The sequence below is a fragment of the Vibrio sp. LB10LO1 genome (assembly GCF_010092875.1).
Lineage (GTDB): Bacteria > Pseudomonadota > Gammaproteobacteria > Enterobacterales > Vibrionaceae > Vibrio > Vibrio campbellii.
Genome location: NZ_JAADJW010000005.1, coordinates 76999 through 96005 on the forward strand (window position 1 = coordinate 76999; position 19007 = coordinate 96005).

The 19007-nt window shown below is 45.5% G+C and carries 22 protein-coding genes; 16 read left to right on the forward strand and 6 right to left on the reverse strand.

Annotated elements, in window-relative coordinates:
- Positions 1–289 precede the first annotated feature (289 nt).
- The 10 genes from GXP65_RS05225 (at position 290) to GXP65_RS05270 (ending at position 8981) form a co-directional block, all read left to right on the forward strand.
- On the forward strand, positions 290–1057 hold the full coding sequence (locus GXP65_RS05225; protein WP_162092225.1) for an aspartate/glutamate racemase family protein: 768 nt from the start codon (positions 290–292) through the stop codon (positions 1055–1057).
- 40 nt (positions 1058–1097) lie between these two features.
- Positions 1098–2291 carry a M20 aminoacylase family protein gene (locus tag GXP65_RS05230; protein WP_162092226.1) on the forward strand — a complete coding sequence of 398 codons (1194 nt, stop codon included), beginning with the start codon at positions 1098–1100 and terminating at the stop codon, positions 2289–2291.
- Positions 2292–2404: 113 nt separating this feature from the next.
- Positions 2405–3448: a TRAP transporter substrate-binding protein DctP gene (dctP, locus tag GXP65_RS05235; RefSeq protein WP_045376052.1), complete on the forward strand. Its 1044-nt coding sequence runs from the start codon at positions 2405–2407 to the stop codon at positions 3446–3448.
- A gap of 118 nt (positions 3449–3566) precedes the next feature.
- Positions 3567–4109, forward strand: coding sequence for a TRAP transporter small permease (locus GXP65_RS05240; RefSeq protein ID WP_045370783.1), 543 nt, complete (start codon positions 3567–3569; stop codon positions 4107–4109).
- Positions 4106–5449 carry a TRAP transporter large permease gene (locus GXP65_RS05245; protein ID WP_162092227.1) on the forward strand — a complete coding sequence of 448 codons (1344 nt, stop codon included), beginning with the start codon at positions 4106–4108 and terminating at the stop codon, positions 5447–5449. Before GXP65_RS05240 ends, GXP65_RS05245 begins: the two co-directional genes overlap by 4 nt.
- 32 nt (positions 5450–5481) lie before the next feature.
- Positions 5482–6663 carry a Xaa-Pro peptidase family protein gene (locus tag GXP65_RS05250; RefSeq protein ID WP_162092228.1) on the forward strand — a complete coding sequence of 394 codons (1182 nt, stop codon included), beginning with the start codon at positions 5482–5484 and terminating at the stop codon, positions 6661–6663.
- Positions 6664–6826: 163 nt separating this feature from the next.
- Complete coding sequence (locus tag GXP65_RS05255) at positions 6827–7228, forward strand: GFA family protein (protein ID WP_162092229.1); 402 nt, start codon at positions 6827–6829, stop codon at positions 7226–7228.
- Between the two features lie 329 nt (positions 7229–7557).
- On the forward strand, positions 7558–7803 hold the full coding sequence (locus GXP65_RS05260) for a hypothetical protein (RefSeq protein ID WP_162092230.1): 246 nt from the start codon (positions 7558–7560) through the stop codon (positions 7801–7803).
- A 139-nt stretch (positions 7804–7942) separates the two neighbouring features.
- Positions 7943–8395, forward strand: coding sequence for a hypothetical protein (locus GXP65_RS05265; protein WP_005432382.1), 453 nt, complete (start codon positions 7943–7945; stop codon positions 8393–8395).
- A gap of 163 nt (positions 8396–8558) precedes the next feature.
- Entirely contained in the window at positions 8559–8981 is a 423-nt protein-coding gene (locus tag GXP65_RS05270) for a hypothetical protein (RefSeq protein WP_162092231.1), read from the forward strand.
- Positions 8982–9153: 172 nt separating this feature from the next.
- On the opposite strand, the gene GXP65_RS05275 is transcribed toward GXP65_RS05270, so the two are convergent.
- Entirely contained in the window at positions 9154–9918 is a 765-nt protein-coding gene (locus tag GXP65_RS05275; protein WP_162092232.1) for a transporter substrate-binding domain-containing protein, read from the reverse strand.
- 185 nt (positions 9919–10103) lie between these two features.
- Here GXP65_RS05275 and GXP65_RS05280 point away from each other — a divergent pair, with 185 nt between their 5' ends.
- From GXP65_RS05280 to GXP65_RS05305, 6 genes are all read left to right on the forward strand, one after another.
- Positions 10104–10319 carry a TIGR02450 family Trp-rich protein gene (locus tag GXP65_RS05280; protein ID WP_005432373.1) on the forward strand — a complete coding sequence of 72 codons (216 nt, stop codon included), beginning with the start codon at positions 10104–10106 and terminating at the stop codon, positions 10317–10319.
- 119 nt (positions 10320–10438) lie between these two features.
- Positions 10439–10816, forward strand: a complete 378-nt coding sequence (locus tag GXP65_RS05285) for a PH domain-containing protein (RefSeq protein ID WP_005432371.1) — start codon at positions 10439–10441, stop codon at positions 10814–10816.
- A 445-nt stretch (positions 10817–11261) separates the two neighbouring features.
- On the forward strand, positions 11262–12020 hold the full coding sequence (locus tag GXP65_RS05290; protein WP_162092287.1) for a PhzF family phenazine biosynthesis protein: 759 nt from the start codon (positions 11262–11264) through the stop codon (positions 12018–12020).
- Between the two features lie 121 nt (positions 12021–12141).
- Positions 12142–13176, forward strand: coding sequence for a helix-turn-helix transcriptional regulator (locus tag GXP65_RS05295; protein ID WP_162092233.1), 1035 nt, complete (start codon positions 12142–12144; stop codon positions 13174–13176).
- 116 nt (positions 13177–13292) lie between these two features.
- Positions 13293–14732 (forward strand): aminotransferase class V-fold PLP-dependent enzyme, encoded by a 1440-nt coding sequence (locus tag GXP65_RS05300; RefSeq protein WP_162092234.1) that lies wholly within the window; start codon positions 13293–13295, stop codon positions 14730–14732.
- A gap of 152 nt (positions 14733–14884) precedes the next feature.
- The gene (locus tag GXP65_RS05305) at positions 14885–15475 is read left to right on the forward strand and encodes a hypothetical protein (RefSeq protein ID WP_162092235.1); all 591 of its coding nucleotides are present in this window, start codon (positions 14885–14887) and stop codon (positions 15473–15475) included.
- 45 nt (positions 15476–15520) lie between these two features.
- Here GXP65_RS05305 and GXP65_RS05310 read toward each other — a convergent pair whose 3' ends face one another.
- The 5 genes from GXP65_RS05310 to GXP65_RS05330 all read right to left on the reverse strand — a co-directional run bounded on the left by GXP65_RS05310 (position 15521) and on the right by GXP65_RS05330 (position 19005).
- A complete protein-coding gene (locus tag GXP65_RS05310; protein WP_038890666.1) occupies positions 15521–15808 on the reverse strand; it encodes a hypothetical protein in 288 nt (95 codons plus the stop codon).
- Positions 15809–15894: 86 nt separating this feature from the next.
- Positions 15895–16887 carry a flagellar motor protein MotB gene (locus GXP65_RS05315; protein ID WP_005432362.1) on the reverse strand — a complete coding sequence of 331 codons (993 nt, stop codon included), beginning with the start codon at positions 16885–16887 and terminating at the stop codon, positions 15895–15897.
- Complete coding sequence (motA, locus tag GXP65_RS05320) at positions 16887–17744, reverse strand: flagellar motor stator protein MotA (protein ID WP_038890667.1); 858 nt, start codon at positions 17742–17744, stop codon at positions 16887–16889. Before motA ends, GXP65_RS05315 begins: the two co-directional genes overlap by 1 nt.
- A gap of 10 nt (positions 17745–17754) precedes the next feature.
- Positions 17755–18483, reverse strand: a complete 729-nt coding sequence (gene lafS, locus GXP65_RS05325) for a lateral flagellar system RNA polymerase sigma factor LafS (RefSeq protein WP_005432358.1) — start codon at positions 18481–18483, stop codon at positions 17755–17757.
- A gap of 12 nt (positions 18484–18495) precedes the next feature.
- Positions 18496–19005, reverse strand: a complete 510-nt coding sequence (locus GXP65_RS05330) for a flagellar basal body-associated FliL family protein (protein ID WP_005432357.1) — start codon at positions 19003–19005, stop codon at positions 18496–18498.
- Positions 19006–19007: the final 2 nt, after the last annotated feature.

Genomic DNA, 19007 nt, shown 5'->3' on the forward strand with positions numbered 1-19007 from the left:
GTAATGGATGGAAGCCATATGGTGAGCTAATCATGCTCTGGCTCCGAATTGTGACCTCACTCATGAGCGAATGTCTTGTTTTTACTAATTAAAGGAAAACCACTATAGCTCACCAAAAATGCAGGAAATCCGCACAATATGGGAGTCATTCGATGAAATTCCTTGTTGTCGCCAAGGCATTATTAATCTTGTAAACAAAATGTAAAGCAATAATAAATCAAAACGAAAGGCGAATTGGCAGTACCAAAACGTCAAGTTTCAGCAAGATATTGATGGATAGGATGCGAGCATGGAAGTGGGATCAGTAGCGCTACAGAATGAACTGGATAATCTTGCGAGTGCAGGTCGTGTGGGTGTTATTTCGCTGGCGACAGACTTTAATATCGAGAACGATTTACGCCAACTATTCCCACAAGATGTCGCTTCATTTACCAGTCGGGTGCGCAACTACAATCCGCTAACCATAGAGAATCTGCGTCGTATGGAGCCTGGAATCCAAGAGGTGGCGGATACGATTCTTCCTGGGACAGCGCTAGATGTGGTTATCTATGCGTGTACATCGGGCACTATTGCGATCGGAGAACAGCGCATCATCGACCTTATTCAGGCACATCACCCTGATGCAAAAGTGACAAACCCAGTCACTGCAGCTCTCGCTGCGTTTGAACGATTGAACATAAAGCGCGTCTCCATTGTTACGCCCTATACGCAAGCAGTAAACCAAGACGTGGCCGCCTTTTTCTCTACGGTAGGTCTCGAAGTACTGAACATCGTAGGCTTTGATTTTGAAGATGACACCGCGATGACGTTCATCTCGCCAAATGATATTGCTCATGCGGCAATACAAGCTTGTCATCCCGATGCTGACGCCGTTTTCATTTCTTGTACCGCGCTGCGAGCGACCACGGTTATTCACGATATTGAAGCTGCAATAAACAAGCCAGTGTTATCCAGTAATCAAGTACTGGCTTGGCACGCTTTGGCACTTCTTAACTACCCCAAGCACATCGAAGGCTTTGGTCTCCTTTTAGAGCAGCACTTGCCACTCAACCTTTAATTACTTCGCTTTTAAAACTGATTTTAAGGGATTTTCTGTTATGCATTCATCTACGCCTATCGACCCTAACCAGCTCTCCTCTGAATTGATTCAGAACATGATGGAGTGGCGTCAACATCTACATCGATTCCCTGAATGCGGGTTTGATGTCGATATGACCGCAGACTTTATCGCAAACAAGTTACAAAGCTTTGGTATTGAAGTTGTGCGGAATATAGGAAAAACCGGCTTAGTTGGGATACTGCGCAACGGACAAAGTGAGGCCAGCATTGGTCTTCGAGCCGATATGGATGCGCTTCATGTACATGAGAAAAATACCTTTTCTTACTGCTCTCAGCATGATGGGAAGATGCACGCCTGTGGCCACGATGGACATTCTGCCATGCTGCTTGGTGCCGCTTGCTATCTTGCCGAATACGGTGAATTTGACGGGACCGTTTACTTCATATTTCAACCCGATGAAGAGCATGGAAAAGGGGCGCAAGCCATGATTGACGATGGGTTGTTTGAGCGATTCTCCATCGATGAAGTCTATGGCCTTCACAACTTTCCGGGACTAGCGGAAGGGAAGTTGATGGTCAGGCCCGGTTCATTGATGGCGAGTGAGACAAGCTTTGAAATTGTGATTAAAGGTGTCGGTGGGCATGCCGCTCTACCACACCAAGGGATAGATCCTCTTGTGGTCGGTGCACAGGTTATTTTGGGGCTGCAAACCATTGTTTCGCGAAGCTTAAGCGCAATTCATGACTCTGCGGTGGTATCCGCAACGGAATTTATCACCGACGGCACGGTGAATGTTATCCCTACAACGGTGACCATTAAAGGAGACTGTCGCTGCTTTACCGAGCGCAGCCTAGATACTATCCGAACGCGCATGGAACAAATTGTGGCAGGGCTTTGCCAAGCGGCAGGTGCGGATTACACGTTTGAATTCATCAATACATTTTATCCGACCATCAACAGCCATGAACAAACCGCTTATGCAGTGTCGACTGCGCAGCAAGTGTTGGGAATTGACAACGTTGATGGCGACTGTGACCCGATAACCATCTCGGAAGACTTCTCCAGCATGTTACGTGTTAAGCCGGGCTGTTATGTGTTGCTCGGTAATGGCGTTGATTCTGTTGGTGGATGTGCATTGCACAACCCTAAATACGATTTTAACGATCGGATTTTGAAATTCGGTACGAGTTACTGGATTCAATTGGTTAGAAATCGATTGAACCCATCGTAAGGAGAATGACTGGCGGAGGTTTTGAAAAGTGGTCGTCCTCTGTGAGTTCAAGATAAGCGCGAAAATGAGGGGTTTCATTTTGCGTATCACTTGGAAGGAAAAGGAAGAAAAGGATGAAAAAATTAAGCGCGGCAATTTTAAGCTTAGGTGTTGTGTTTGGTGTTCATGCCGAAACATGGAAGTTTGCTTCAGAAGAGGACAAAACTGACGTTCAAGATATTTACGCTCAGAAGTTTGCCGAGGTGATCAAGAAAGAGTCGGATGGTGACATTCGTGTTCGTATTTATTACTACGGGCAGTTGGGTACGGAAAACGACATAGTCGAGCTTGCCGCGAAAGGTACCATCCAGTTTGTTTCAGTTGGGGCTGGGCATTTGGGGTCTTACGTGCCTGAAGTACAAGCTGTGAGCTTACCCTATGTGCTGGGGACGGATGAGAAAATCACGCATCAAGTCTTAACGGAAAGCCCGACGATTTATAACCAACTTGCTCCTAAGTTTGAGAGTGTGAACCTAAAATTGCTGTCCATGATGTCTGAAGGCGAGATGGTTTGGGGAGGCAACAAACCGATCCGTACGCCAGAGGATTTTGCCAATCAGAAGATCCGAACGTTCACTTCAACCATTCCTGTTGAAACCTATAAAGCCTTTGGAGCAACCCCAACGCCACTGTCTTGGGGAGAAGTTTATGGCTCTCTTCAACTGAAAACGATTGATAGCATGGTCAACCCAATCTACTTCATATACAACGCGAAATGGCATGAAGTTCAGGACTATTTGATGTTCCCAGGGCAGCAGCCTTATGTGAGTACCGTATCGACCAACAGCAAGTGGTACAACGGCTTGTCTAAGGAGAAGCAAGCCATGGTTGATAAAGCGATCAAAGCCGCAGATCAGGCTGCCTACGATTACCAAATTCGCATCAACAAAGAAAACATGGAGAAGATCCTTAAAGAGCGCCCAGATCTTGAAGTGGTGATTCTATCTGAAGAAGAAAGAGAGCGCTTTAAAGTGCTGAGTGAGCAGCTTCATGATACCTATTTTGATGTTGTCGCGAATGCTTATCCGACAGACCAGCAGGCTGAAGCTCGCCAAGGAGCAAAAGTCATTCTTGAAAATATCTTAGATGAAGTGCGTGTGGCATCTAAAACGCAATAACGCTTTATAAGGTAACGGTTATCCGTTTGAGTAAGTGAAACGGATAACCCTCTTTTCTGCCTATCAATCAGGGTAGAAAGGGTGGTAATGCTCAAGGACGTATGGAGCTCAGCGAGCGATGAAAGATCTGTTACATAAAATGAGTGTTGTGACGGAAAAGCTGGAACGCTTTCTTATCATGATAGCCATTCTTGCCATGATGGCGAATTCTACGGCTAATGCGATTGGCCGTTATGCTTTTAATAAAAGTCTATTTTTTTCTGAAGAGCTCAATCAGTTTTTGATTGTGACGGTGACCTTTGTGGGTTTCGCTTACGCGGTAAGGCAAGGTCGCAACATACGAATGACAGCAGTCTATGACTCGCTAAGTTTTCGTGCTCAAAAAATCCTCACCACAATGATCGCGTTGTGCACTGCGCTTCTTATGTTCTATCTAGCGTACCAAGGTTTGCTCTATGTTGAAGAGCTTAAATCTATCAACCGACTTAGTCCTGCATTGCAGTTTCCAGTTTATTGGGTGTACTCAATCATTCCTATCGGATTTGCGATTGCCGGTTTGCAATATTCAATGAGTTTTATCATGAACTTGCTACACCAAGAGATCTACGTGTCCTTCGATGTTATTGAAACGAAAAATAAAACCAAAGGTGAATTCGAATGAGTAGCGTGACACAGTTTATCTCTGACATCATTGCTGGAGAGCCGGATATTTATGTCATGACCTTCACCTTAGTCACGGTGATGGTTATCCTGCTGTTTCTCAGTTTTCCTATGATCGTTCCTCTAGCAGTGGGAGCTTTAATTGGTCTCATCCACTTTTCTCAGGTGGAACCCGGTGTCGTCATTCAGCAGATGGTTACTGGCATTTCGCCAAACGCTTTGATTGCGGTTCCGATGTTCATCTTGGCTGCGGACATCATGACCAGAGGGCACACTGCATACAATTTGCTGGGATTAATTCAGGCTTTTGTTGGGCATCTGCGCGGCGGTCTTCCGATCACAACTTGCATTAGTTGTACCTTGTTTGGCTCAGTCTCAGGCTCGACTCAAGCTACCGTTGTATCTGTTGGACAAATCATGCGACCTAAGCTGTTGCAAGCAGGGTACAAAGACAGCTTCGTGATGGCGCTGATCATCAATGCAAGCGACATTGCGTTCTTAATCCCACCAAGTATTGGTCTGATCCTTTATGGCACCCTCGCCAATGCCAGTGTTGGTGAATTGTTTATCGCCGGTATTGGCCCGGGGTTAGTTTTGGCAGGGCTGTTTTCACTGTATAGCTATGCCTACAGCGTACAACACAGTGACAGCCTTACCTTGGTAGAGAAAGCCAGCAAAGCGGAAAAGCTGCTCGCGATTAAACAAGCGATTTTGCCTCTTGGTTTCCCTGCGTTGATTATTGGCGGTATCTATTCTGGTATTGTCACGCCAACAGAAGCCGCCTCGTTTGCGGTGCTGTATGCCATTATTGTTGAATGCCTTTTATACCGAAAACTGGGCGTCAAAGACATTTGTGATGCGGCTTTAAATACAGGGCTGATTACTGCGGTTGTGTTTGTTTTGGTTGGTATTGGGCAAGCTTTTTCATGGTACATCTCATTCGAACAAATACCTCAAGAATTACTTGCACCTCTTGAACTGGACAATGCGTCACCAGAATACATCCTGTTTATCATCGCGTTAACTTTCTTTGTGGGCTGTATGTTTGTCGATTCGCTTGTGGTGTTACTGATACTCACACCGATATTTATGCCTATCGTCAATGCCGCAGGAATCGACCCCATTTTGGTGGGTGTTATGGTGACGCTACAAATGGCAATTGGCTCCGCTACCCCTCCTTTCGGTTGCGATATCTTTACCGCCATTGCCATCTTTGAAAAGCCGTATATGGAAGTCATACGTGGCACGTTACCTTTCTTTCTCATCCTAATCTTGATGTCTGCGTTGCTGATTTTCTTCCCTGAGATCGCCTTGTTACCAAGAGACATTTTGTTTAACTAACGCCGTGTTTAGCGCACTAAAAAGGATTAAAAGTGAGTACATTACCTTTAATTGCACCACCAAGGGGCTTTGAAAAAGCGGAATTTGAACAGCGTACTTATGAGTTGCAAAAGCGCATGAGAGAGCAGCAAATTGACGCCGCTTTCTTTACAACGGAACCGGAATTTCGCTATTTCAGTGGTTTTAAATCTCAGTTTTGGGAGAGCCCTACGCGACCATGGTTTCTCGTTGTCCCGAGTACTGGTAAACCTATTGCCGTGGTTCCGGAGATCGGCGCGTCAGGCCTTGAAGATAGATGGATAGATGATGTAAGAACCTGGCCGTCGCCTCGACCAGAAGATGATGGCATTTCTCTATTGGCAGCGACGTTAGCAGAGGTGAGTACGTGCTCACGTAACATTGGCGCAATGATTGGTCCAGAAACGCACTTGCGTATGCCTGCTCAAAACTTTCAATTGCTACAAAGTAAGTTAAGTCAACATGATGTTGTTGATGTCTCTTTGATTGTTCGTGATATTCGCAGCATTAAATCGAAAGCTGAAATCGACAAGATTCGTTTTGCTTGTCAGGTGACTGCTGCGGGGTTTGAGTTTTTGAAGCATCGTCTCGCAATAGGAATGACCGAGCGTGAAGCGTGTAAAGCAATGCATATAGAAATGCTGCGGTTGGGAGCTGACAGTTGCCCTTATTTAATATCTGGATCGGGAACTGGCGGCTATGACAGCATCATTATGGGGCCGAGTGATAGGGTGCTAACGGAGGGAGACTTACTGATTATTGATACCGGTGCAAACTATGATGGGTATTTCAGTGACTTCGACAGAAACTATGCCTTTGGTCAAATGGATGAAGAGACTCAGCTGGCGTACGATTCGGTCTATCAAGCTACCGAAGCGGGGCTAAAAATAGCAGAGCCGGGGCGAACCACAGGTGATATTTGGCAAGCAATGTGGTCTGTGCTCGAGAAAAACGGTGCATTAGGTAATGATGTCGGACGCATGGGGCATGGGCTTGGAATGCAACTGACAGAATGGCCTTCTCATGTTCCAGACGGTGACGTCATATTGAAACCGGGTATGGTACTCACACTGGAGCCGGGAATGGCGTTTGCTCTGGGGAAAATGATGGTTCATGAAGAAAACATCGTCATAACCGAGCGTGGTTGTGAACTACTTCATGATAGAACATGGAAGAATTTGCCAGTGATACGTTAAAGAGCAAGGCTGACCAAAGCTGAGCATTACGCTCGGCTTTCTTGTATCTGTCTGTTGACTCTCAATTTTTCGTTCCATTTTTGCAAACCTGATTTACTTATCTTTATTTCGTCTTATTGGACTGGCATGGTTGTCGTCATTCCAATAAGAGAAGGACTAAAAAATGGAAGTACTCAAAGGCTCATGTCTATGTGGCAAGGTAAAACTCGAAGTGGCGGATGAATTCAAATACATGGGCAATTGTCATTGCTCTGAATGCTGCAAATTTACCGGATCCGATTACTCGTCAGCGGGTGGCATTGCATTGGATAAACTGATTGTGATTGAGGGCGCGGAACACATCCAAACCTATCAGAAGAGCGCCAATACCGAACTCTCATTCTGCCGTCACTGCGGCTCTAGCCTTTACTCGAAGAAGAACAACGGTTTAGTGAATATTCGTCTAGGCATCCTTGATGATACCCCTTGTGACAAACCCAGCTTTCATATTTTTGTGGGCTCTAAAGCACCGTGGAATGAGATTACTGATGACCTTAAGCAATTTGAAGCTGCGCCCAAGCTATAAGTTGGTTTAAGGCCGAGCGCTGCGCTAAATTAAAAAGCCTTTAACGTAGAGAGATAGAGCCATTCAAGAGAGTGGCTCTTTTCTTTTTTAAGGCCAACAACATCTTGTCTCTCTTTGTTGGTCAATTTGCAGTCAGATTTTTTGTAACTGTTTTATCTATAAGTAAATCCGAGTGAAAGTGCGTCTTACATCTAATTTTGAAGGCGAGTGCTTATGATAGGCTCACGTCAATTGAGCAGCATACTCATTGCTATGAAGCACCTTTTTCTCTCTTCATTTAAAAGTGCTGCTCCCAACATCAATTTATCTCGATAAATTAGGACCCAACGATGGCGAAAGCATTAAAAATCGAATCAGGTCGTTACTTAAATATGGATCATGTAGTGACGTTCTCATTAGCGAATGAAACCATTGAAGTTACCTCGACCATTCAAGCGTTTACGTCGATTCATATTGGTATAAAAGGTAAGACAGATTACGCCGATTGCTTTGTCTCAATTCAAGATTTTCATCGAATTAAGCGAGAGCTTTGTGACTATATGGGAATCGACGAACCAACGCTAATAGTTGACTAATCACTCAAAAATTACAACAAAATGACACGTACAGTATGTAATGCTGCAACTTTTAGTCTAACTTTTAACCATCACTGGCTAGGTGAGCAATAACACGGCGGCGAATATCGTCCGTTAACTAAATACAATAAGGGACATTATGTCTGATAAATATATCTCAATGATCCAGGAGTTTTTTCAGGTCTTTGAAGCTTTGAATCAACATGTCTTTGATTCCTTCGGTGAAATGGCAACGTGGGAAACACAGTTAGTAAGGCTTGATATTGACCAAGGTGATAAGGAGCAGTCGTATGACGTGGCGCAGATTGCGAGCATGCTTAACTTCTCCGAAGACACTGTACAATCATTCCTAGTGGTCTACAGCTTCTTGAGCAATAACCTTTATGATCTCATTGGCAATCGCGAATACGAAGATTGGGGAACAGATGGCAATAGCCTTCAAGTGGAATATTCCGATCTCACCATCGAATCGTTTGATGCTAACCAAATTGCACCACTTATGGAGCGTCGTGTTTACTTCGAATGGACATTTGAAGCGCTACAGCGCACCTACGATGACATGATGGCAATCAGTCACGGCAGGATTGCTTGATACGTATAACGTCTTATTAAACATCAAAGCCGCTTTCTAGAGCGGCTTTGTTTTGTGGGGCTGTAAAGCGATTCTGTTTCCTCTTCTTACAACTCTTAAATTAAAATCTCTCGGCTAATCACGTATTGTGATGATTAGCGATTCACTTGTTAGAAGAACAAATATGAAAAAAACAATCTCAACAATGGTTTTGGCAATGGCGTTGGCCGGCTGTGATGACGCAAGCAAAGCCATTGACCAAGCACAAGAAGCCGCAAATAAAGCGATTGATACGGTCCAAGAGCAGATGGAATCGGTAGAAGACGCATTCAACCTTGATCAATTTGGTGACGCTGCTGAATCAGCAGAGGAGTTAGCGGCATCGGTTGAAGAAGCAATGAATGTGGATTTCAGTGATCCGCAGGCCTTAATTGAAGCCAAAGAACACATTGCCAATGCGTACGCTTGTTTGGTGGAGGCGTCTTCTGAATCGACAGTGGATAAGGTGATGGACAAAGTAATGTCATCCATTGGCAGCGAAGAAACCAAATCTCTGATTGAAGAAGGCATTGAGAAAGCACAAGCAGCAAAAAAGTGCGTGATGTAATCGCTCTCGGCGAATCAAACTGATGAAAAAGGGGATGGTGATATCCCCTTTGTTGTTTCTACGCCGTGCTAACTCTACTCGCTTTTCAGCTCTTGCTGGACGTAATCCATACAAAGCTGCTGAGCTTCCGGTTTGATACTGCTTTGCTCGTTCTTTCCTAGGCTTTAGTCCGCTACTTGAGCGAGTTATGGTGCATAAATTGTTCGTCGATGCCTTTGAGTTTCATTTCATCCATGATGAAGTTCACGGTGTTCAACAAACGCTGTTCGCCTTTAGGGATAAGGTAACCAAACTGACCTTTGGTGAACGGGTCTTCGCAGCGAGCCGCTTCTAAACGCTCGTCCGTGACTTGATAGAACAGGCCTTCAGGCGTTTCGGTAACCATCACATCGACTTTACCTGTTGCGACGGCTTTCGGTACGTCTAAGTTGTTTTCGAAACGAGTAAAGCTGGCCTTTTGTAAATTAGCATCGGCGAAGGCTTCGTTTGTGCCGCCAATGTTCACGCCTACACGCACAGAGGCTTGGTTTACTTTGTCTATTGTGTTGTATTGCTCGATTTTCCCTTTGGCGACTAAGAAGCACTTACCAAATGTCATGTAGCCTTGTGTTTGCTCTGCATTCAGTTGGCGTTGCATCTTGCGAGTAATGCCTCCCATGGCGATGTCGTACTTGTCTTGGTTTAGATCGGTAAGCAGCGCTTTCCAACTGGTACGAACGATTTCTAGCTCTACGCCTAGTTCTGCTGCTACGTGCTTAGCGACATCAATATCATAGCCAGAGTAGGTCTTGCCATCGTAGTAAGAAAACGGCTTGTAGTCGCCCGTGGTTCCGACACGTAACGTGCCTGATTTTTGAATATCTTCCAGCTTATCGGCTTGAGCCACGCCGGAAAGCGTCAGTGCTACGGAAGCAAGTAAAAGAGTTGTTTTATTCATAATCATTCTTTTGATGTGTTGTGTTTGTGTGCATGACTCAAAGTAACAGGAAGTGTCAGTAAAACAGATCAAACCAATTGGAAAAAACACGATATTGAAGAAAAACTTTCCAACATTAAATGTGATTGCATTTGCGAGTTTATACGTATGAAAAGCAAACTTTTTCTGATGAATGGCAGAGTGTTATGAATCGAGTTCACCCTAAAAAGCTACTGCAAAGCAAATGGACAGCAGCAGAGCCAGTAAACAAAGAAAAGCATTTCATCATTTCAGAAATGGAGTTTGATGAAGAAGGCAACGTAGTGAGGTGCGTTATTGAAGCGGTCATGACGAAGCGAGAACGAGAGTTGGATTGGCACGACTTAAAAGACTCACAAAAATGGCGTCAAGGGTGGAAGTAACCTTGGCGCAAAGACCAAAAACGAGATGGTGATAGAAAAGTCACCAAAATCAATAGGCTCGCGGTAGAGACTTTGCTATTAATTGATGAAGGTTTTTATTTATGTTCTAAGGGAACGCCATGATCGATTTCGAAAACTCATCGATATTCAAACTCAAGCCGATTGAAACTTCAAAGGTACGAGAGGACTTCCATAAATTCTTAATTGATGGGGAGAGCATTTTTGCAGGTTTCAAAACGGTGCGTGACCAAGTCGTGTTCACCAACAAGCGCGTTATTGCGGCCAATGTGCAAGGGATTACGGGATCAAAAGTCGACTACACTTCTTTGCCATACAGCAAGATCAATGCGTTCTCGATTGAAACATCTGGTACGCTTGATCTGGATTGTGAGATTGAACTATTCCTAAGTGAAGTAGGTCGAGTGCGCTTTGAGATCAGAGGTTCATTCGACTTGGTTTCTTTCAACAAAATGATCAGTGAGCATGTTCTCGCCTAGGCATTCTTGCAGGGACTAAAGACAGACCAAAGACAAGGAGTCAGTATGGCAGTGCGAAGTGATTTGAAAGAGAAGAAGAGTGAAGGGAATTCAACACCGACTCAACATCTTCTGGCTATATTGGGATTTACGGCCGGTGTGATCTTTTATCTGATGATTCGTTAATCTGAGCTTCGTTACTTAACGCTTCAGAATTCAATCACCACCTTCAAAGGGAGCCCTCACGGCTTCCTTTTTCATTCCCCTCATTTGGTTTAGACCTTTACAGAGATAAATCGTCGCTTAAGGTCACTTAATGATATGAGTGTGCTTGCGTAATGGTTTGTCGCACGATATTTTCACCTTCTGTTAGGTAAAAGTAGCATTTCCATCGTTTAGGGATGTTTGCTATTACCGAGCAATTTGATGTTTGAATGGCGATATGAGGTGAGTTATCGATACCCAAATTTATGATGTATTCTGCTCTGAGGATGCGCAAGGTAATCCTTGTGGCGTAGTGCTTTTATCTGAGTGGTTGAGTGACTCAGAGATGTTGGAGATAACTCAAAGTATCGCCCAACCTATCACCTCATTCCTTTGCTGTGTCGATGGGCGTTGGTGGATTCGTTGGTTTTCTTTGGCCAGTGAAATCAACTTGTGTGGTCATGGCAGTATGGGCGCTGGCGCGGCGTTGATTGCTCATCTAAACCAACGCTCTGTTAAGTTGCACAGTAATTATGGGGACATCACCATTGCTAAGCATGGTACTCAGTACCAAATGGCTTTGCCTGCATGGGATGCCAGTCCTGTTCCTGCCAGTTTAGATTTACAGTTATTAAACTTAGAGCAATCTGGTGTGCAAGTGTTAGATGTTGTCACTACCCGAGATCTTGTGGTGGTGTTAGCGTCTGAGCAGCAAGTGAAACAGTACCAGCCGGATTTTGATCGCCTATGCCAAATCCGAGACTTTCATGCTGTGATGGTCACCGCTCAAAGTGGGCCTAACGATTATGTTTTGCGTTACTTTGCGCCAAAAATCGGCATCAATGAGGATATCGCAACAGGGTCAGCACAGTGCTCACTCGCTCCCTATTGGTTTAAGAAGTTGGATGTAGATAACCTCAATGCGAGTCAACTTTCCTCAAAAGGCGGCTTTTTCCAAGTCGCGAAACTCAGCTCTGACACGTTAGTGATATCTGCATCAGCGCGATTAAGAGAGCAGTAAAGCTAACGAGGTACTCCAAGAAGAACCACAAAAGCGCAATGATCTCATTGTCGCCAAATGACAAGACAAGGCGCTTTCTTTTCTTTACCTTCCAACCAAACTCAATGTGGTAAGGAGAAAGATGATGGTGGGTTCATTCAAGGGCGTTCCGTTAGTCAGGGCAACGTGTATCCATGGCTTAGGTGAGCTTTTCAAAGAGCTTGATATTGATACTCATCAATTGATTCAATTAACCGGAGCCCCAGATGATGTTCAAAAAAGAGAGTTCGAGTTCCTACCTGAAACGACATTAAAAAATCTCATTTTGATATTTGGAGAGTCTTGCTCGACAGAAGATTTTATCCTTACGATTTGGACTAAGTGCCGAGAGCTCTATATACCAAAGATATTGGAGAACTTACATCTCGTACCAAGCATGACAGTGGCTGATGCCATTGAGGTCTTCTGTCTATTCATCCGACAATACTCCAACAATGCTCAATTCTGTCTTGAGAGATACCATCACCATACTTGGTTTGCGCGGTACAAAGAGGGGGAAAACGAGCCGTGGTATAAGTATGCGGAGGTATTCAGTATCATTTTTATGGATGAATTGGTCGCCGCACTTTCAAACTCTCGTCAAAAAACCATGAATGTGAGTTTGAAAAGCACTGAGATGGAGCCGTTTTTCACCTGTCCGCAGCTCCTACATATTCAGTTTTATACCAATCGTGCTGCAACCGGTATTCAGCTTGATGGTGCGATCCTGAACAAAGCGATTTTTATGCCCAAAAAACAAAGACGGGAGAGGGCAGCTACGCTTTGTGAGGTCCCAGAGTCTTTTCTATCTTCGTTTCGATTTGCAATTCAGCCTTATATCTCTGGTGGCCGACTTTCTATTCTCGATGCGGAACGTATTCTGGGGGTTCCGAAACGGACCCTACAACGGCGCTTGCACAAGGAAGGGGTAACCTATAGTCACATTGTTGAAGAGTTGCTAATAGAGAGAAGTCTGCAATTATTGAGAGACTCTCGCCTGTCTATTACGGCTATCGCATCTTCTTTGGGCTATACCGATACAGCAAACTTTACTCGATTTATTCGTAGAAGAGTAGGCATGACCCCTTCAGCCTATCGAAAGCTTAACTCTTCGGCGTCAGACATAGTAATAACCTGAGATGCTGCGTTTCATCACTGCCACAACTTGTTCCATTTGATGGCACAGGATGACAAGTTATATTTCTCTCGATCAATAAGATGAAGGGCATTGAAACTAAAGAGAGAGAAACGAATATGTCCCATCGATTCCACGAATACCGTTCACCACTTTCCCAGTCCTTAGAGCACGCGGTTGAATATTTAGAATCACTAAATGAACGACCAGTAGACAAGTGCGTGACGTCTCAGGAGTTGAGAAAGGCCATTGGGGGAACACTTCCAACGACACCAACAGATCCATCCACTGTGATTAACGAGATGGTCAAAAATGTTGATGCAGGCCTTATCGCAACAGGTGGTCCGCGTTTCTTTGGTTATGCTATTGGCAGCTCTTTTCCTGCTTCTTTGGCGGCAGATTGGTTGGTGAGTGCGTGGGACCAAAACGTCCCGTACTACGTTGCTAGCCCTGCGCTATCAGTGGTTGAAGAGACCGCCGCTGAGTGGATGACTCAACTGCTTGGTTTGGCTCCCAACTGTGGCATTGGTTTTACCTCTGGCGCGCAGGAGGCAATTTACACCAGTCTTATCACAGCCCGTAATGCGCTCTTGCAACGTGCTGGTTGGGATGTTGCCAACCAAGGCATGTACGGTGCACCACGTATTAATGTGGTTGTCAGTGACCAAATCCACTCAACGATTAAGCGAGCGCTTTCGATGATTGGCATTGGTTTGGAAAACATTGTTAAGGTGCCGACCGACGACAACTTACGCATTATTCCAGATAATCTAATGGAAACGATCACTGCACTGGAAGGCCCAACGTTAGTTTGTGCGCAAGCAGGTTGTATCGACTCTGGTGCTTTCGACCCTTTCCACGCTTTGGCTGATGCCGTCGCTGCTCATGGTAATGCGTGGCTGCATGTTGATGGTGCGATTGGTCTATGGGCAGCAGCAAGTGCCAAACATCGTTACCTGCTTGATGGTATTGAGCGGGTAGATTCGATTGATACCGATGGCCATAAATGGTTCAACATGCCATACGACTCAGGCATGGTCATCGTAAAAGATGCAGGCTTGCTTTCTCAAGCCATGGGGGGGAGCAATATGGGCGACTACCTCAATGATGCAATGGACAAGCCTGATCGTAATGCGATCAACTTTGGTATTGGTGCTTCGCGACGAGCGCGCGGCGTGCCTGTGTACGCTGCGTTTAAGTCGCTAGGTAAGCAAGGCATTGAAGAGCACGTTGATCGTTGTACTTTGCTGGCACAACACATGGCAGAAAGACTTTCAACGGTAGATGGCATTACTATTTTGAATGATGTGGTGTCTAATCGCTTCTCAGCGCAATTTGGTGAAGGGGATGAGGCATATCGGAATGAACTGACGGCGCGTGTGGTTCATCGACTGCAGCAAGAAGGAACGCTTTACCCTTCTACTTCGGGTTACAAAGGACTGAAAACTATGTTGTTCTCAGTACTAAGTTGTCATACCTGCTTGGAAGATATTGAACTATCAGCTGAGAAGATCATTGAAGCTTATCTGACTGAAAATGAGCTAATGAACGCTGAATAAAGCCGGTGGCTTTGCCTCCTAAATGAAAACCCAGCCTCGACGCTGGGTTTTTTATTTCTGGTCGATTTCTTTAGGCATGCAATGACAATTAATCACTCTTTGCTTTCCTTATTCTTTTTGAATCACTTCTCCGATTCAATAAGGATTCAGATATGAAATCAAAACCACTCGCTCTTCTCTTTGGATTATTCATTTCCTTTGGGTTAGCGATTCTTAATGGCTGCTCAAGTGCGACGCCCTTAGATAGCTACCTCATCAGTGCCTCGGGGTTAGATACAGCCTTCTTAATAAGTAAAAAGGCTAGCTTGTTAGGGGAGATGGAGTACTCCAAAGCAGACACCAAAAGTAATGCTGCGCTTAACCAAACCCAAACCAGTATCAAAGTATTTAAAGATGACCAAAACACACTAACACTGGCCCAAGTAAAGAGCTGCAACAATTGCAATTATCAGCTAGAACGTAGACAGCAAGGTGTATTGTTTCCCATTGGTGGTGAAAACCAACACACTTACATCGGTAGAAAGAAGTTAGAAGACTTGTACTCGGAGCATCCGGTTTATGTGGACAAGATTCGTTCTTTTATCACAGCTAACCCATGGCTAGAAGCGCATGAAGAAGCGTGTCTTGACGTGCTAGCTATCTACTCAAAAACCAGTCGTATCGAGGTTGGAACCATCACCAGTTGTGCAACGCCGCTAAAAAGTCATTCGATTAAAAATGTGCAAATGGTGCCTCTAAGCTAGCGTTTCTGCTGGGTGGTCAAAAGTGCAATCGCATCATGCTTGAAGTTACACCAGAAAGAAAAAATACAGGAAGCAGACGAACGCCAGTAGCGTCGCTGAAAGTACAGGATAGATGATGTAAGAATCATGGTTGCTGGTACGCTGGTAGCAGAACGAAACCAGCAAGATATTATAAACCACGAGCAGTAGGCTAATCATGGTGCCGCTGTTGAGGTTGAGACTTGATAGTTGAGTGAGAAAAAATGTCAGCAACAGGTAGTCGAAAATGATCAGCCAGAGAAAGGCTTTTTTGAGCGAGTCATTTTTTGATTTATTGGGCGCAGGTACGGACATATCGAACTCAACTACACAAATTTCAGCAATATTATCGTTGGGGAAAAGGTCACGCAGAGGGTAGAAACTGGTGACCTTTTAGGGGGTTATAGGTCTTGAATCTGAGGTTTAGTATCGTCAGGTTCGACCGAGTAACGAATCACTTCTTGCCTAATCACTGGCTGGTTAAACTCTGCTTGTTGTTTGGCTTTTTGTAGCTCACTGCCTTCTTGATTGCCGAAGAAGGTTTCCAAAACTTGTGCTGCTGGTGTGGTCAGAATGAATAACTCAATTCGGCGGTTCTCGCTAGAGTCGGGTTCTTCTGGGTTAAGCAAGGCACGATCTGACATTCCAGTCACTTGCATAACGCGATCGTCTGGCATGCCACCTTCCACCAAGGTATTTCTAGCGACATCGGCACGGGAGGCGGATAGCGCCCAGTTCGATTGTCGACCAAAACGCTTTTTGAACGGTGTCGAATCGGTATGGCCACTGATGATCAATGGGTTGCTGATGCGTTCGAAAACGGGAGCAAGCGCAAGTAACAAATCCTCAAAGAAAGGGGTTAATTCTGCGCCGCCACGGCTGAACATGTGTTGCTTGTAGTCATCCTGAAGCACAATGCGCAGACCTTGCGGGGTAATGGTGACATTAACGTTACCCTGCGCGCTGATTTGCCCGACGACCTCATCAATCACTTTGGCCAGCAGAGCGAGTTGCTCTTGGGTATCGAAATTGCCTGGGATAAGCGAGTCAATCTCTGGGCCATCGCCGTCACCTTGGAAGAAAGAGCTGACGACGTGGTTAGAGTTGTGCTTACTTGGCACAGAAGAGTCCTGTGCCAAGTCGATGGGAGAGATACTTTGTGAGGTATCGAAAGGGTTACCGTAGCTCTTATCAAAAACGCTCGAACTATGAAGGTGCGCCACAATGGCTTTGCGCTCTTCCTTGTCGACCACTTGCATGACCCAAAGGACAAGAAACAGCGCCATCAACGCGATCATGAAGTCGGCAAACGCGACCTTCCACGCGCCACCATGAAACTCGTCATGGTTATGTGCTTTCGCGCGTTTGAACACCACATGCTCTTGTTTTTGCATTATCCCTCCTGTTCAGCTAGCCACTTCTCCATTTGGTTGAAAGTTGGTTTGATGTCTAACTGAATGTGTTTACGGCCAGCGTCGATAGCGAGCAATGTTGGTTTCTTCGCTACGTAAGCAACCAAAGTGGCGCGTACACACTCGAAAGCCGTCATGTTTCGTCTAACTCGTTGAGCCATGGCGTTACTGAGTGGATCTAAACAACAGTAACAACCGAAAATACCAATGAATGTACCAACGAGGGCGGCGGCAACGTGATAACCAATCAGTGCAATTGAGCCGTCAATGGCTTGCATGGTGATGATGATGCCACCGACTGCCGCAAGAATACCGAACCCAGGAAGAGCCTCTGCCGTGCGCTGCATAGAGCGTGAAGGCAAAAGCATCTCGGTTTGAATCGCTTCGATTTCTTGTTCTAACAGTCCCTCTAATTCATGAGGCGACATTTGTCCCATTGCCATTAAACGTAAATTGTCGGTAATGAAAGAAATTAGACGATGATCGTTACTGACTTTTGGATAAGCGAGGAAAATAGAGCTCTGCTCTGGTGATTCAATGTGCGAATCGAGAAACTTAAAACCGCGGCTGCGTGCGGTTTCGAGTAGGTTATTAAGCAGCGCCATTAGCTCCATGTAGTACTCATACTCTTGACGCGGGCCAGAGATGGTCGCACGTACTTGCTGACGCATTTCTTTTAACACTTGTGGCGGGTTGCCAATGATCAGTGAACCTGCTGCCGCACCGATGATGATCAAGAACTCGGCTGGCTGCCAGATAGCGCCGAGTTTACCGCCTGCCCACATGTATCCGCCGAAGACACACATCAGTACAGTAATGGCTCCAAAAAACTTTTGCATCTTGTGACTCCTAAGAGGACATTAATTGATTGAGTTGTTTAAGCGCTTGTTTGTGCAACTGACAGATGCGAGGTGGTGTCAGATCGAGCACGAGCGCGATTTCATGGAGGTTGAGTTCATGCTGATAGAACAAGGTGAGCAACAGTTGGTCACGTTTCGACATTTTGCCCAGCGCAGTGTCTAAGCTGCGGCGAATGTGCTCATGTTCCATGCCGTCATATTGGCCGCCAAAGTGGCTGTCTCCGCCAGTTTCCATCAATTGGTCGAGGCTTTGCATTTCGCCCGCGAGTGCGGCGTTTTGGCGGTTATAGTAGTCTTGCTCATCAGTACCTAGCGCTTTGATGATTTCAGCATCGGTGGGCATTCTGCCCAGCGCCCGAGTAAGATCTCGTGTCACATCGTTAAGCTCATGCGCCTGTTGGCGGGTTTTGCGTGAGCGCCAATCCAAACGACGAAGCTCGTCCAAAATCGCGCCACGAACACGACAAACGGCAAAAGCGGGGAAGTGTGGATCATCCACATCCCCATAACGACGCCCAGCTTCGACAAGCGCAATCAAGCCGATTTGCTGCATGTCTTCAATGCTGCAGTGCGAGGTCGCATGAACGCGCAGTTGATTTACTACGCGCTTAACCATGACTTGGTGACGTTGCAGCAGTGCATTTTCATCAATCGGGCGCGACGGCGTATTCACTTCCTCCGTCGCGGTATAACTTTCCTGTAAGTTCATCTCCAACATGGCTGTGCTCCGTTATTGCACAACGTACTTGGTTAGCAGAACATCATCGATATCACGAACGATGTCGGTTTTTGCGAACGCAAGCAGCAGAGTCTCTTTGACTTCGCTTTGTAGGATATCAATGGCACCCGCCTGCTGAAGCTCATCAAAGGTTTTGTCGCTAAACAGTTTTAGCAGTGAGTTTTGAACCATCGGCATGTAAGCATCAATGTCCTTAATGCGCTCTGGGCGGCGTGTTTCCACCGCAAGTTCCAGCATCACAAAATGAGTTTGTTTCTTGCCTTTGATGGTCAGCACCACTTTATCTAATGGATGAAAGCTTGGGCCTTTTGTTGTTGGTTGCTCAGAAGTTAGGAATGCCAGCGGTGAGTCCTCCAGGAAGGCACTAACGCTGGATTCTGATGAAGAAGACTCCGAACTTTTGTTGAGGTACCAAATACCGCCGACCACAGTGGCAGCGGAAACGAGGGCACTGGTGATGATCATGGTGATAAACAGGGCGATCATTTGTTGTTTGGTCATAA